Below are 14065 nucleotides of genomic sequence, written 5' to 3'. Positions count from 1 at the left end.
AGGTTCACCGACGTGGCTGCTGACGAACCCATCGAGTGAGAATCGTGCCGTCCGTATCGCCGAGGATGTGTGCGGGACGCATTGCTGTGGGCATTGCGTTGGGGGAGAGCGAGATTCGGCCGACTTTGCTCCCCACCAGTTGAGGTGAGGTGGTGACGCAGAGTTCGTCGACGGCATTGTCCTCGATCAACTGTCCGAAAAGTGACGGTCCGCCCTCGCACAGCACGCGGCGGAGCTTGCGAGCCGACAAGGCCCTGTCGATGTCGCCGCTGCTGACGTTCGGCGAGTCCGTCACCTCTACCTGCGCTCCGGTAGATCTCAACGCCGAAATCGCTGCAGTGTCCGCGGCGCTACCGACAACAAGGATCGGCGGAGTTTCGGTATCTCGCAGGAGACGACTTTCAGGGTCGATCGACGCGTGCGCCGAGACGACGAGGATCGGTGGGACCGGAGAGAGACCGCCGGCCGAGCGTCGCGCGCGGGCTTCGTCCGAGATCTGCACACCCCCGTAGTTCTCGGCTCGCGCTGTGCCGGCGCCGACCACGACGACGTCACAGAGTTCGCGCAAGATCCCGAATACCGACTTGTCGGCAGGTGTGCCCAGTCCATGGCTCACGCCGTCGACGGAGACGCACCCGTCGATGCTGGAAACGAAGTTCACACGCATCCAGGGTTGCGAGAGATTCTCCGGATAGGCGTACAAGCTGCGGAGCTCGTCTTCTCTGCCTGGTGTGAAGTAGGTCGCAATATCCATACGGTGCACATGAGAGATCACATCACGTAGATACCCTTGACGGATGCATGAACGTCTTGTCGATCGCAGCCCGGTGGTACCCGCCGATCAACTGGTAGCTCAAATGGTGCCTCCCGCAATGTTCGACGAGGTGAGTTTTGCGTCCTACATTCCCGATCCTAAGGAACCGAGCCAGGCAGCTGCTGTCGCCAAGGCCGAGGAATTCTCCAAGCGCGTCACCAAGATCCGCAGTGGTGGACGCCGCGGCCTGTTCGGCAAGAAGACCCAGGCAACCGGCGCCGGCCTGTACCTCGACGGCGGATTCGGTGTCGGCAAGACTCACTTGCTGGCGTCGATCTTCCACAGCGTTCCGTCGCCCAAGGCGTTCGGAACCTTCGTCGAGCTGACGCACGTCGTCGGCGCTCTCGGCTTCAACAAGGCCGTCGAAGCGCTCGCCGACCACAGCGTTCTCTGCATTGACGAATTCGAGCTCGACGATCCGGGCGACACCATGCTCGTCTCCCGCCTCCTCTCGGAGCTCTCCGCACGCGGCGTATCCATTGTCGCGACGTCGAACACGCTTCCCGGCCAGCTCGGTGAGGGCCGCTTCGCCGCGCAGGACTTCCTGCGCGAGATCAAGAAGCTCGGCTCGATCTTCGAGACGATTCGCGTCGACGGTCCCGACTACCGTCACCGTGACCTTCCGCCCGCACCGGAGCCCATCTCCTCGGAGGAGTTGGTCTCTCGGGCCGACGCCATCGACGGCGCCACGCTCGACAACTTCGACGAGCTGTGCAAGCACCTCAGCACACTGCATCCGTCGCGCTACAACAAGCTGGTCGAGGGTGTGAAGGCAGTCTTCATCGACGGTGTTCACCCCGCAACGGATCAGTCGGTCGCTTTGCGCATCGTGGTTCTCGCCGACCGCTTGTACGACGCGAGCATCCCGGTCACCGTTTCCGGCGCACGCCTCGACGAGATATTCACTCCCGAGATGCTCGCAGGTGGGTACAAGAAGAAGTACCTGCGCGCGACCTCGCGTCTGCTCGCGCTTTCTCGTTTCGAGGTCGCGGCCGGCTGATCGGCAGGCCTGTCAGCTGACGGGGCGCTCCATCACGAAATCGTGGTGGAGTTGTGCGCCCACGAGAAAAGTCTTGGTGCCGACCTGCGTGAAACCGTGCTTGGCGTAGAACTTCTGTGCGCGCAGATTCTCCTGATTGACACCCAGCCAGATCCCGGCACTTCCGCCGCGTCGCGCATGGTCGACAACCGCGTCCATCAAGGATGCCGCCGCGCCGGTTCCGTGGTTTCCCGGAAGCACGTACAACTTGCTCAGTTCCGTCGTCGGGCGAAGTGTCACAGCAGCTTTGACGTCCGGATCGGCGGGCTCGTCGTCGACAAGCATCGCGTAACCGACGATCGAGCCGTCACGAATGACCTTGAGAACCGTTCGTGTCGGGTCCGTCAGATACTCGGAGAACTTGTCGACCGAGAGAACGTTGTCGATGAAGGCGCTGATGTCGTCGTCGGATGCGTCCGGTGGGCAGGCCAGCGGAAAAGTCACCGCAGCCACATCGGCGATTGCTTCGGAATCCCAGATCCCGGCCCGGTCAACGGTGATCATCACGTCAGTTTCTACCTCTCGCGCACATGATTCGGTCGATCAAGTACACCACTTTCCTCGGGCACAACGCTCAAGCGGCGTTCTCGGTGACCGGCGTTGTGGCTCGTTTCGGAGCGAACGCGGGAGCAAGAACTATCAAGATCGCGCAGAACGCCAGCGGAATCAGGAACCCGATTCGAAGGTCACTGAAGGCAGCGACCGCGCCGACGATGCCGCCGCCGACCACTGTGCCGACGTAGTTGAAGAGGTTGATGCGTGCGATAACCGCATCGACCTGATCCGGGGGCGCCATTCGCCCGGCGGCGCTGAAGCAGATCGGGGCGATTACCGGTACGCCGAGGCCGACGATCAGGAAGCCGGCGATGGCAACGGCGGGAGATTGTGCGAGGACGACGATCGTCATGCCGAACACGCCGATGAGAGAGCCGATCCGCACGACGGTGGTCTCACCGAACTTGCCGACCCAGTAGTCGCCGGTCAGTCGTGCGATCAGTGCCGCGATTTGGTACGCCGCTACGGAGAGTGCAGCCGTCCCGGCGTCGGCGAGCAGTTCGTCCTTGACGTAGAGCGTCGACCAGTTTCCGACGCTGAAGTCGACCGCGTAGAACAGGGCCATCGCGACGCCGAGGAGGACGAAGGCGCGGGTGGGGACGGTGAATTTCGCGGTGCTCGTGATGTTTGCATCGGCAACCGGAGACTCGGAGCGATCGAGCAGTTGCGGACCGAAGGCCAGAAGCATCAGTCCGACAACAACTCCCGCGATCACCTGCGTCACGCGGATCGAGACGTCGAGGCCTGCGGTAGCAGAGATGAAGAGAGCGCCGACAATCGCTCCGACGCTCCAGGAAGCATGGAAGGAGGAGAGGATGAAGCGGCCCTTGGCGTGTTGGATCGAGACCGCCTGCATGTTGGCGGCCGCGTCGACCATGCCGAGTCCGATGCCGTAGATCGCCAGGAAGACGAAAAACATCGCCGCGTTTGGCGCAATTCCGGTTGCCCCGCCGAAGACTGCGATGACGGCAAGTCCGGTTCGTAGAGTCATCTTGCTCGACGTCCGTACGGCCAGCATTTCGGCGAGCACGCTGCCGAGCCCGGCGATGACGGACACGGTGACAACCGCAACCACAACCAGTGTCTCGCTCAGCTCGAACAAGTCCTTGTACTGCGGAAGCTGCGTCAGTATGGCGGCGAGCAGGAATCCTTGAAGTCCGAAGGCCACCGAAGTGGCGATCCGGGCCCTCGTCAGGGTGCGGGTGTTATCCGTCATCAAGCAGGGCCTTTGTCTCGTTCGTTCGGGTAGGCCGAACGGTACTGGATCTTGATACTGGTCGAGTGTCCAACAAACCTGCGTGTTTTGCACGGTTCTTTGATTAACTGACCGACATGACTCGGCAGCCGACACCAGAATTTCCGTCTTCTTTCGTCTGGGGAACCGCAACTGCGGCCTATCAAATCGAAGGAGCTGTGGCCGAAGACGGTCGCGGGCCGTCGATCTGGGACGAGTTCTGTGGCCGTCCCGGTGTTGTCGTCGGGGGCGACACCGGGACTGTCGCTGCCGATCATTATCACCGCTGGGAATCGGACATCGACCTGATGAAACAGCTCGGGCTCGACGCTTATCGGCTGTCCCTGTCGTGGTCGCGAATTCTGCCCACCGGATCGGGGGCAGTGAATGCGAAAGGGCTCGACTTCTACGACCGACTCGTCGATCGACTGTGTGCGGTGGGAATTACCCCCGCTGTGACGCTTTTTCACTGGGATCTGCCCCTCGCATTGCAGGAGCAGGGCGGCTGGATGAACCGCGACACCTCGTATCGACTGGGGGAGTACGCGCAGGTAGTCGGTGAGCGACTGTCGGATCGAGTCGGAATGTGGATGCCGCTCAACGAACCGGTGGTGCACACGCTCTACGGACATGCCTTGGGAGTTCACGCCCCCGGACTCGCTCTGGGGTTCGAGGCTTTCCAAGCCGCACATCACCAACTGCTCGGGCACGGCCTCGCTGTCGAAGCGCTTCGGGCAACCGGATGCACGAACATCGGAATCGCCTCGAACCATGCGCCGGTGCGCGCCGCTTCGGATTCCCCGGTAGACGTGATGGCTGCCGACATCTACGACCACGTCGTCAATTGGATGTTCGCCGACCCGGTTCTGGTCGGGAAATACCCCGCCGACGAATTCGCTCAGCTTCTCAGCGGTCCGGTCGACGAGGACTTGAAGATCATCGGGGCGCCGCTCGACTGGTACGGGATCAACTACTACGAGCCGACGATGATTGCCGCTCCGGTGGAAGGCCAGGGGACCGAAGGTGTGCTCGAAGTCGACCTGCCGCCGGGCCTGCCCTTTGCCCCCGTCGCGATTACCGGTTATCCCACAACAGATTTCGGTTGGCCGATCGTTCCTGAGGGACTAGGTGAGATATTGCGGACGTTCCAAGCACGCTTCGGTGACGCACTGCCGCCGATCTACATCACGGAAAGCGGGTGTTCGTTCCACGATGCTCCGGATGCCGCAGGAGTTGTCGAGGACGAAGCACGAATCGACTATCACGATGCGCACCTTCGCGCCCTCCGATCGGCCATCGACGACGGTGTCGATGTACGCGGCTATTTCGTGTGGTCGCTTCTCGACAATTTCGAATGGGCTGCGGGGTACAAGGAGCGTTTCGGCCTGGTACACGTCGATTTCGACACCCAGAAGCGCACACCGAAGGCCTCGTTCGAGTGGTATCGCGCTCTGATCGCCGAGCACAAAGCGGCTCAGGTCTGACCTGCAGCGGAGGCGGTCTGGGTTGCTTTATGGAACCAGGCCACCTAGCCTCGTCTCTCATGAAGCGAATTCTCGTAGTAAGCCGCCGTAGCGGGGTCTGAATCGGACCGACCCCTCGCTGCGGGTCGTCTTGCTACCAGTTGGTCCTCCACTTCATTCCAGGAAGACCACGATCATGACTTACAACTTCGCTTTCGCTTCTGATTCTTCTTCTACCGCTGCTGATCCCTTCGCGGCGCGTCACGGAAAATCCCTGCCCGCCGGCCTGCGTGCCGAATGCTCAGCGATGTCGTGGACCGAGTTCGAGTCCACGTATGCGGCTATGAGCGGCCCGATCCGTCTGGGTGCGTGGTCCTCCGAGAAGATCGCACCGGGTCGTTGGACCTTCGAAGCGACACTCGGGCTGGGGGAGCGCATCCAGAAGGCGTCCGCCACCTCGACCGGCGCGATCTCGGCCATGACGTCGATGCTGCACGACGCGGGAATCTCGCTCGAGATCCTGTCTTTCCATCAGCACCAGATCGGCCACCGCACTGCGACGTTCATCTTCACCGAGTGCGACGGACGTCGGAGCTGGGCGATGGGTATTGCGGAGTCGTCGACGGAGTCCTCGCTGCGCGCGATGACTTCGGCAGCGAACCGCTTCTCTCACTGAGCAGTGACAACAATCTGATCAGCTACATCAACCGCGGTACTGACACGGAGCGCCCGAGGGGCCCTGCGTCAGTACCGCGGCCCCGTATGTTTGGCGCTCGAACGCAGAAAGCCGGAACCCTGAGGTTCCGGCTTTCTGCATTCTCAAATGGTGCGCGATACTGGGATTGAACCAGTGACCTCTTCCGTGTCAGGGAAGCGCTCTCCCGCTGAGCTAATCGCGCGGGTTCTGGAGAAAAATGGAGCGGACGACGGGATTCGAACCCGCGACCCCAACCTTGGCAAGGTTGTGCGCTACCAGCTGCGCCACGTCCGCATGAGCAATGAACTCCGTTACCGGAACTCAGTACTTTTCTAACTTATCAGACCTGCAAGCAGGTCTTGACCATCAGGCCCGAGGGCCTGACGTGGTGCGCGATACTGGGATTGAACCAGTGACCTCTTCCGTGTCAGGGAAGCGCTCTCCCGCTGAGCTAATCGCGCGAGGTGGAGACGGGAATCGAACCCGTGTGCACGGCTTTGCAGGCCGTTGCCTCACCACTCGGCCACTCCACCGTAAAAGGTTGAGTCACACCTCTCGAGCGGACGACGGGATTCGAACCCGCGACCCCAACCTTGGCAAGGTTGTGCGCTACCAGCTGCGCCACGTCCGCATCGCACCGTGTTGCTTGGGGAGCAGCTCGCTCTCCTCGGTGCGTTGGAAACATTAGCCGACCGTGTCGGATACACACAAATCACCAGCTCAGTGGCGTGTTCGACGTCGAATCGACCCGTCGCGGGCGTTGCAACAGTCCGACTTGGCGATGAATACGGCCTGAAATCGGTTCGAATTCGTGGATTTCGGGGTCTCCTCGGGCAAAACGAATGCCAACCTGGTGATTCGTGTTCGCCGCGCAGCCGTGTTAATGTTCCAACTCGTTCGAGCGCATGCGTTCGGATGACTTACGGTCCCGTGGCTCAGTGGGAGAGCGTCCGCTTCACACGCGGAAGGTCGCTGGTTCGATCCCAGCCGGGACCACAGAAAATACTGAAGGCGTTCCCGATCATCGGGGACGCCTTCAGTCGTTTGAGAGCACAGCTGTTCGAGGGCGCGGTGGTTTCGGCATGCAGACCGTCGTCGCAGGTCGCCGGGCGACGATTTCGGTAGCCTGGTCGAAGAGACATTTCGCGACCGAAAAGGTGACTGACTTGAGTACCGAAAAGGTCGATTCTTCCGTCGACGATTCAGACCTGTCCGTCTTTCAAGAGGCAGAGTCCCGCTGGGAGCGGTGGCGTGCTGGAATCGCCGCGCGGCCCACACTCAATCTTGCGTACCGCATCGGCGTCGGAGTCGTGGGCACGATCGTGTTCGCCGCCGGCATCGTGGCTATTCCGTACCCCGGGCCCGGTTGGCTCATCGTCTTCGCCGGCCTCGGCATCCTGGCGTCGGAGTTCGCGTGGGCACATCGACTCCTTCATTTCGCGAAGGCTCGATACGACAGGTTCATGGAATGGTTCGGCAAGCAGTCGTTGTTCGTCAAAGGATTGGGCGTTCTGTTCACCACAGTGATCGTCCTGGCGACTTTGTGGGTGCTCGGCACCTTCGGCCTGATCGGGACATGGGTGGGCCTGGACTACTCGTGGCTCGAATCGCCACTGTGAGCTGAACGCGGCCGATTTCCTTCACTCGGTTGTCTCGACATGTCGGTAGGGCCGATAACATGATCGTGCGCGTGCTCGCAGTGGGTACGACGCCTGTCTTACTTGTCGCAATACCTTAGGAGCACATCGCCGTGACCAGTCCCGCGCCAGAGCACTCAGCCGCCCCACTTCGGGTGCCCGCGGGGACGACCGCCGGGACTGCAGTGCGTGAAGCCGGATACCCCACAAAGGGGCCCGACGTGATCGTCGTTGTCCGGGATGGCGAGGGAACGCTCAAGGATCTGTCGTGGACACCTGAGGCCGATGTCGACGTCGAGCCGGTGGCGGCTTCCACCGAAGACGGCCGCAGCGTCATCCGACACTCCGCGGCCCATGTCCTCGCGCAGGCGGTCCAGAAAGAATTCCCCGACGCGAAGCTCGGGATCGGTCCGCCGATCAAGGACGGCTTCTACTACGACTTCGCGGTGGATCGTCCGTTCACTCCGGAGGATCTGGCCAAGCTCGAAAAGCGTATGAAGCAGATCATCAAGGGATCGCAGCGTTTCTCGCGTCGAGTGGTCGATTCGATCGAGGACGCTCGGGTCGAGTTGGCCGACGAACCTTTCAAGCTCGAACTGATCGACGACAAGTCCGGTATCGACGATCCCGAGATCATGGAGGTGGGTGGCAACGAGCTGACCATCTACGACAATCTCGATCCTCGTACCGGCGACAAGATCTGGTCCGATCTGTGCCGCGGCCCGCATATTCCGACCACCAAGCACATCCCGGCCTTCAAGTTGACCCGAAGCTCGGCCGCTTACTGGCGTGGCAACCAGGACAACGCCGATCTTCAGCGTGTCTACGGCACCGCGTGGGAGTCCACCGAGGCTCAGGACGAGTACCTCGAGTTGCTCGCCGAGGCAGAGCGTCGTGATCACCGCAAGCTCGGGACCGAACTGGACCTCTTCAGCTTCCCCGACGAGCTCGGTTCGGGTCTGCCGGTGTTCCATCCCAAGGGCGGCATCATCCGCACGGAGATGGAGAATTACTCGCGCAGCCGCCACATCGAGGCGGGTTACGAGTTCGTCAACACTCCGCACATCACCAAGGGGCATCTGTACGAGGTCTCCGGTCACCTCGACTGGTACCGCGACGGCATGTTCCCGGCGATGCACGTCGACGAGGAGCTCAACGAGGACGGCACTGTGCGCAAGCCGGGCCAGGACTACTACCTCAAGCCGATGAACTGCCCGATGCACAACCTGATCTTCCGTGCTCGCGGACGCTCGTACCGTGAATTGCCGTTGCGGCTCTTCGAGTTCGGCTCGGTCTACCGCTACGAGAAGTCCGGCGTCATCCACGGACTGACCCGTGTGCGTGGCATGACTCAGGACGACGCTCACATCTACTGCACCCGTGAGCAGATGCGCGACGAGCTGACCACCACGCTGCAGTTCGTGCTGAACCTGCTCAAGGACTACGGCCTCGACGACTTCTACCTCGAGCTGTCCACCAAGAACCCGGACAAGTTCGTCGGTAGCGACGACGTCTGGGAAGAGGCGACCGCAACGCTCGCCGAGGTCGGCGAAGCTTCGGGCCTGACACTGGTTCCGGATCCGGGCGGAGCCGCGTTCTACGGTCCCAAGATCTCCGTTCAGGTCAAGGACGCCCTCGGCCGCACCTGGCAGATGTCGACCATCCAGCTCGACTTCAACCTGCCGGAACGGTTCGAACTCGAGTACACCGGCAGCGACGGCGTCAAGACTCGTCCGGTCATGATCCACCGCGCGCTGTTCGGCTCGATCGAACGGTTCTTCGGTGTGCTGACCGAGCACTACGCCGGAGCCTTCCCAGCGTGGCTGGCACCGGTGCAGGTCGTCGGAATTCCGGTGGCCGAGGCGTTCGCCGATCACCTGTTCGACGTCACGAAGAAGCTCAAGGCAGCCGGTGTGCGCGCCGAAGTCGACTTCAGCGACGACCGTATGCAGAAGAAGATCCGTAACCACACCACGCAGAAGGTCCCCTTCATGCTCCTCGCGGGCGAGCGTGACGTGGAGGCCGGCGCGGTCAGCTTCCGTTTCCGCGACGGCACGCAGATCAACGGAATTCCCGTCGACGACGCCGTCCGGATCATCACCGAGTGGATCGGCCGCCGCGAGAACGCCTCGCCGACAGCCGAACTGGTGCAGCCAAGTGTGGCGCAGTGAGCGCCCCCGGTGACGAGGGGCCAGGTTCGCTGATCGACCACGGTGTCGGCGACCCTGACCATTTGCAGCGCATCTGGTCGCCGCATCGGATGTCGTACATCACCGAGGCGCCCAACACCCCGGGTACGACGGGTGAACCGTTCATCGACATTCCGAAGATGTCGGACGAAGAAGGGCTCATCGTTGCCCGCGGTGAGCATGTCTATGCGGTTCTGAACCTGTACCCGTACAACCCGGGGCACCTGATGGTGGTTCCGTACCGCAAGGTCGCGGCACTCGAAGACCTGACGCCGGAGGAGAGCGCCGAGTTGATGGCGTTCACCCAGCAGGCGTTGCGGGTGATCAAGAGCGTGTCGAATCCTCACGGATTCAACGTGGGCCTGAATCTCGGTGCGGCTGCGGGCGGTTCGCTGTCCGAGCACCTTCACCAACACGTAGTGCCACGTTGGGGCGGCGACGCAAATTTCATCACCGTGCTCGGTGGGGTCAAGGTGATGCCGCAATTGCTGCGGGAGACCAGGGGACTACTCGCCGGTGCCTGGCAACAATAGGTTGACGCATCCGGCTTCATGGCAGGATGCATTGCTGCAACGAGTTCCGAACCGGAACTCACGACGGGGAGGGTTCCTGCGGTGTTGAGCTTCTTCGGGCGCGCATCGGTGTCCAAGGTGACGGCACCTATGGGGAAGGCGCTGGTCAAGACCGGTCTGACGCCGGACTCGGTGACAGTGATCGGCACGGTGGCAAGCGTCGCCGGTGCGGTGACGCTGTTTCCGTCCGGACATCTGTTCTGGGGAACCATGTTCATCTGGTTCTTCGTCATGTTCGACATGCTCGACGGCGCAATGGCTCGTGCTCGCGGCGGCGGAACGCGGTACGGGGCGGTACTGGACGCGACCTGCGACCGCGTGGCCGACGGCGCGATTTTTGCCGGCCTCGCCTGGTGGGCGGTCTACCACGAGAACAGCAAGTGGCTGCTAGTCGCGACGCTCATCTGCCTCGTCACCTCGCAGGTCATCTCGTACGCGAAGGCGCGCGCGGAGGCGAGCGGGCTGACTGCGGACGGCGGGTGGATCGAGCGCCCGGACCGACTGATCATCGTGCTGGTCGGATCTGGCCTGACGGGTATGGGTCTACCGTGGGCGATCCACATCGCGATGTGGGTACTTGCCGCCGGAAGCATCGTGACGGTCTTCCAGCGAGTGCTCGCGGTGCGCAATTCCCCTGGCGCCCGGGAACTTCTGCCGATCGCCCCGGCCGCATCGACGGTCGAAGGCGCGCCGAACACCGATGGCGAGCCTAAAACGGACGGCGAGGCAGAGAAATGAGCTTTGCCGAGCGTGCAACCGATCTGGGATACGCCGCGGGTTGGCGTCTGGTGCGAGGCCTGCCGGAATCGGTGGCGGTCAAGCTGTTCGACGCCGGAGCGGATTTCGCGGTACGCAAGGGCGGTCCCGAACAACTCAGGAAGAACCTCGCGAGAGTTCTGGGCACGACACCGGAGCAAGTTCCGGATCAGTTGATCAAGGATTCGATGCGCTCGTACGCCCGGTACTGGCGTGAGGCGTTCCGACTTCCGTCGATGGACCTGGTCGCCACCGGTAAAGCGCTGCATGCGCTGGTCGAAGGCCAGGAACATCTGGAAAAAGCGATGGCGGCAGGTCATGGCGCAGTGCTGGCGTTGCCGCACAGTGGCAACTGGGACATGGCCGGGGTGTGGTGTGTTCAGCAATGGGGTGGGTTGACCTCCGTTGCCGAGCGGCTCAAGCCCGAATCCCTCTACGAACGGTTCGTCGACTATCGCGAGAGTCTCGGCTTCGAGATCTTCCCGCTCAGCGGCGGGGAGCATCCTCCGTTCGTCGAACTCTCCAAGCACCTGCGAGAGAACAAGATCGTGTGCCTGTTGGGGGAGCGCGATCTGGCGAAGAAGGGTGTACCGGTCACGTTCTTCGGAGAACCGACTCGCATGCCCGCCGGCCCGGCGAAGCTCGCGATCGACACCGGCGCGCCGCTGCTACCGGTTCACTGCTGGTTCACTCCCGACGGATGGGGTTTCAAGATCGACCCACCGATCGACGTTTCCGGCGGCGTCGGCCCGGCCACACAGGCACTCGCCGACCGTTTCGCGGTCAACATCGCAGCGCACCCCGCTGACTGGCACATGCTTCAACCTCTGTGGCGCTCGGACCTCTCCGAATCGCGGCTCGCCCGCATGGAGGGTGAATGAAAATCGGCATGATCTGCCCGTACTCCTTCGACGTCCCCGGCGGCGTGCAGGCGCACGTGGTGGATCTGGCCGAGGTGCTGATCGAACGTGGCCACAAAGTGAGTGTGCTGGCGCCGTCGTCCGACGACGACGAGTTGCCGGATTTTGTGGTTTCCGCCGGTAAAGCCGTCGCGATTCCCTACAACGGTTCTGTTGCGCGGTTGTCCTTCGGCCCGACGGCGAACGCCCGCCTCCGCAAGTTCATCGCGGAAGGTGACTTCGACGTTCTGCATATCCACGAACCCAATGCGCCGAGTCTGTCCATGCTCGCGTTGCGTATCGCGGAAGGCCCGATCGTCGCCACCTTCCACACGTCGACCACGAAGTCCTTGGTGCTGAGCACTTTTCAGGGTGTCTTGGCTCCGTATCTCGAGAAGATCAGCGGCCGGATCGCAGTCTCGGAGTTGGCGCGTCGTTGGCAGGTCGAGTCCCTCGGATCCGACGCGGTCGAAATTCCCAACGGCGTCGACGTCTCAGCGTTTGCCGAGGCCGACATGTTGCCCGGCTACCCGCGCGAAGGTGGAACCATTCTGTTCCTCGGTCGCTACGACGAACCGCGGAAGGGGATGGCTGTCCTCCTCGGTGCGCTGCCGGAGTTGGTCGAGCGTCATCCGGATCTCGAAGTGATCGTGGTCGGACGCGGCGACGAGGAAAAACTCCGCAAAGAGGCGGGCAAATACTTCAAGCATCTCCGCCTGCTCGGGCAGGTCAGCGATGAGGAGAAAGCGTCGGCGCTTCGCAGTGCGGACGTCTACTGCGCGCCCAATCTCGGCGGTGAGAGCTTCGGGATCGTGCTGGTCGAGGCCATGGCGGCGGGCACTGCCGTCGTGGCGAGTGAGTTGGACGCTTTCCGCCGTGTTCTTCGCGACGGTCAGGCAGGCTTGCTGGTCCCCATCGGGAGCTCCGATGCCTTGGCCGAGGCAATCGATTCCGTTCTCGGTGACCCGGATCGACGACGCGCGCTCGTCAACACCGCGACAAGTGTTGTTGCCGAATACGACTGGCCGGTGGTGGCCGAACAGATCCTGCGTGTCTACGAGACCGTCACGGTCGGCGGCACCGGCGTACGCGTGGTGGGTTCATGACCTTCTCCGCTCTGACGATCTTCATTCTCGGGCTCGTCGCTGCCGTCGTCCTGGTCGTCGGACTGTGGGCGTACGGGACGGCGAACCGACTCGATCGGCTGCATGTGCGTTCGGATCAGTCGTGGCTGGCGCTCGATGCGGCACTGTCTCGTCGTGCCGCGGTTGTCCGCGCTGCGGCGGTGGACATGAGCGCCGACGACGCTCGCAGATTCGTCACCTTGGCGGACGCTGCCGAACGAGCGGATCGTCAGGATCGCGAACTGGCCGAAAACAGGCTCTCCAACGCTCTTGCCGCCTATGGCACGACGTCGCTGCGACCTCAACTGGTGGCCGAGTTGGCCGATGCCGAGGCGAGGGTGCTGATCGCTCGGCGGTTCCACAACGACGCGGTGCGAGACACTCTCGCGTTGCGTACGCGTCGACTTGTTCGCTGGCTCCACCTCGGGGGAACGGCACCGCTGCCTCAGTACTTCGAGATATCGGAGCGCACGACCGCGGCGGCGGTGCCCGAGGGCATCACCGTCGACACGTCGCGGACCTCCGCCCGGGTGGTGATGCTGGACGAGGAGGATCGGGTGCTGCTGTTGCGCGGCCACGATCCCAAGATCCCGAACACTTACTTCTGGTTCACCGTCGGTGGCGGGCTCGAACGCGGCGAACATCTGCGAGCGGCCGCGGTTCGTGAGATCGAGGAGGAAACGGGGTTCAAGGTAGCGCCGGAGAACCTGCGAGGTCCGCTCTGGCGTCGCGTGGCGATCTTCCCGTTCGACGGTGAGCTGATCCGTTCGGAAGAGCTGTTCTTCGCCACACGCACTCACGGCTTCGAGCCGGTGTTCCAAGGCCACACGGAATTGGAGCAGCGCGCGATCACCGGCCATCGCTGGTGCAGCGCCGACGAGATCCGCCGACTGGCCAAGTCCGGTGAGCCCGTCTACCCGTTGGATCTGGCAAACCTCCTGGTGGAGGCGGCGACGATCGCGGACGGTTCCGAGGATCCGGAAGTGCGTTCCATCCGTTGAACCGGTCGGCCGTTCAGCGGTCGCGGCCGTTTAAGGCCAGCAATGCCAAATTGGATACGGAATCGAAGGCCGGTTAGTCCTAGAG

General features: G+C 62.5%; 13 protein-coding genes and 6 tRNA genes. 11 read left to right on the top strand and 8 right to left on the bottom strand.

The window, feature by feature from the left end; genetic code table 11:
• Positions 1-4 precede the first annotated feature (4 nt).
• A complete protein-coding gene (locus G8767_RS04995; protein WP_166809523.1) occupies positions 5-754 on the bottom strand; it encodes a pyrimidine reductase family protein in 750 nt (249 codons plus the stop codon).
• A 43-nt stretch (positions 755-797) separates the two neighbouring features.
• Here G8767_RS04995 and zapE point away from each other — a divergent pair, with 43 nt between their 5' ends.
• Positions 798-1814: a cell division protein ZapE gene (gene zapE / locus G8767_RS04990; protein ID WP_003942629.1), complete on the top strand. Its 1017-nt coding sequence runs from the start codon at positions 798-800 to the stop codon at positions 1812-1814.
• A gap of 12 nt (positions 1815-1826) precedes the next feature.
• Here the strand turns inward: zapE and G8767_RS04985 are convergent, their stop codons facing one another.
• Positions 1827-2360 carry a GNAT family N-acetyltransferase gene (locus G8767_RS04985; protein WP_166809522.1) on the bottom strand — a complete coding sequence of 178 codons (534 nt, stop codon included), beginning with the start codon at positions 2358-2360 and terminating at the stop codon, positions 1827-1829.
• Between the two features lie 67 nt (positions 2361-2427).
• The gene (locus G8767_RS04980; RefSeq protein ID WP_095970504.1) at positions 2428-3624 is read right to left on the bottom strand and encodes an MFS transporter; all 1197 of its coding nucleotides are present in this window, start codon (positions 3622-3624) and stop codon (positions 2428-2430) included.
• A gap of 116 nt (positions 3625-3740) precedes the next feature.
• Between G8767_RS04980 and G8767_RS04975 the strand changes: the two genes are divergently transcribed.
• Together G8767_RS04975 and G8767_RS04970 are read left to right on the top strand one after the other, a co-directional pair.
• The gene (locus G8767_RS04975) at positions 3741-5126 is read left to right on the top strand and encodes a GH1 family beta-glucosidase (protein ID WP_166809521.1); all 1386 of its coding nucleotides are present in this window, start codon (positions 3741-3743) and stop codon (positions 5124-5126) included.
• Positions 5127-5301: 175 nt separating this feature from the next.
• A complete protein-coding gene (locus tag G8767_RS04970) occupies positions 5302-5781 on the top strand; it encodes an alpha-isopropylmalate synthase regulatory domain-containing protein (RefSeq protein WP_166809520.1) in 480 nt (159 codons plus the stop codon).
• Positions 5782-5929: 148 nt separating this feature from the next.
• On the opposite strand, the gene G8767_RS04965 is transcribed toward G8767_RS04970, so the two are convergent.
• The 5 genes from G8767_RS04965 to G8767_RS04945 form a co-directional block, all read right to left on the bottom strand.
• A tRNA-Val gene (locus G8767_RS04965) sits at positions 5930-6004 on the bottom strand.
• 16 nt (positions 6005-6020) lie between these two features.
• Positions 6021-6096, bottom strand: a tRNA-Gly gene (locus G8767_RS04960).
• 92 nt (positions 6097-6188) lie between these two features.
• Positions 6189-6263, bottom strand: a tRNA-Val gene (locus G8767_RS04955).
• A gap of 1 nt (position 6264) precedes the next feature.
• Positions 6265-6335 (bottom strand) — tRNA-Cys (locus G8767_RS04950).
• Positions 6336-6360: 25 nt separating this feature from the next.
• Positions 6361-6433: transfer RNA gene (locus tag G8767_RS04945), tRNA-Gly, on the bottom strand.
• A gap of 293 nt (positions 6434-6726) precedes the next feature.
• Between G8767_RS04945 and G8767_RS04940 the strand changes: the two genes are divergently transcribed.
• The 8 genes from G8767_RS04940 (at position 6727) to G8767_RS04905 (ending at position 13980) form a co-directional block, all read left to right on the top strand.
• A tRNA-Val gene (locus G8767_RS04940) sits at positions 6727-6798 on the top strand.
• 212 nt (positions 6799-7010) lie between these two features.
• Entirely contained in the window at positions 7011-7421 is a 411-nt protein-coding gene (locus G8767_RS04935; RefSeq protein WP_166809792.1) for a TIGR02611 family protein, read from the top strand.
• A gap of 131 nt (positions 7422-7552) precedes the next feature.
• A complete protein-coding gene (thrS, locus tag G8767_RS04930; protein ID WP_166809519.1) occupies positions 7553-9610 on the top strand; it encodes a threonine--tRNA ligase in 2058 nt (685 codons plus the stop codon).
• Complete coding sequence (locus G8767_RS04925; protein WP_095970499.1) at positions 9607-10161, top strand: HIT domain-containing protein; 555 nt, start codon at positions 9607-9609, stop codon at positions 10159-10161. Before thrS ends, G8767_RS04925 begins: the two co-directional genes overlap by 4 nt.
• 81 nt (positions 10162-10242) lie before the next feature.
• Complete coding sequence (pgsA, locus tag G8767_RS04920; RefSeq protein ID WP_166809518.1) at positions 10243-10938, top strand: phosphatidylinositol phosphate synthase; 696 nt, start codon at positions 10243-10245, stop codon at positions 10936-10938.
• Entirely contained in the window at positions 10935-11837 is a 903-nt protein-coding gene (locus G8767_RS04915; protein ID WP_166809517.1) for a phosphatidylinositol mannoside acyltransferase, read from the top strand. The genes pgsA and G8767_RS04915 overlap by 4 nt, the downstream gene beginning before the upstream one ends.
• Entirely contained in the window at positions 11834-12961 is a 1128-nt protein-coding gene (locus G8767_RS04910; RefSeq protein WP_166809516.1) for a glycosyltransferase family 4 protein, read from the top strand. The genes G8767_RS04915 and G8767_RS04910 overlap by 4 nt, the downstream gene beginning before the upstream one ends.
• A complete protein-coding gene (locus G8767_RS04905; protein ID WP_042951805.1) occupies positions 12958-13980 on the top strand; it encodes an NUDIX domain-containing protein in 1023 nt (340 codons plus the stop codon). The genes G8767_RS04910 and G8767_RS04905 overlap by 4 nt, the downstream gene beginning before the upstream one ends.
• The last annotated feature ends 85 nt before the right edge of the window (positions 13981-14065 follow it).

It is taken from the genome of Rhodococcus sp. IC4_135 (genome assembly GCF_011602025.1).
Classification (GTDB): Bacteria; Actinomycetota; Actinomycetes; order Mycobacteriales; family Mycobacteriaceae; genus Rhodococcus_F; species Rhodococcus_F baikonurensis.
Note: the sequence above shows the minus strand (reverse complement) of the source record. Positions and strands in the feature narration are given on the sequence as shown.

Coding starts and splice junctions, on each gene's coding strand:
- G8767_RS04905 (WP_042951805.1), top strand. CDS start 12,958: ATGACCTTCTCCGCTCTGACGATCTTCATTCTCGGGCTCGTCGCTGCC.
- G8767_RS04995 (WP_166809523.1), bottom strand. CDS start 754: ATGGATATTGCGACCTACTTCACACCAGGCAGAGAAGACGAGCTCCGC.
- G8767_RS04975 (WP_166809521.1), top strand. CDS start 3,741: ATGACTCGGCAGCCGACACCAGAATTTCCGTCTTCTTTCGTCTGGGGA.
- G8767_RS04910 (WP_166809516.1), top strand. CDS start 11,834: ATGAAAATCGGCATGATCTGCCCGTACTCCTTCGACGTCCCCGGCGGC.
- G8767_RS04915 (WP_166809517.1), top strand. CDS start 10,935: ATGAGCTTTGCCGAGCGTGCAACCGATCTGGGATACGCCGCGGGTTGG.
- zapE (WP_003942629.1), top strand. CDS start 798: ATGCATGAACGTCTTGTCGATCGCAGCCCGGTGGTACCCGCCGATCAA.
- G8767_RS04970 (WP_166809520.1), top strand. CDS start 5,302: ATGACTTACAACTTCGCTTTCGCTTCTGATTCTTCTTCTACCGCTGCT.
- G8767_RS04980 (WP_095970504.1), bottom strand. CDS start 3,624: ATGACGGATAACACCCGCACCCTGACGAGGGCCCGGATCGCCACTTCG.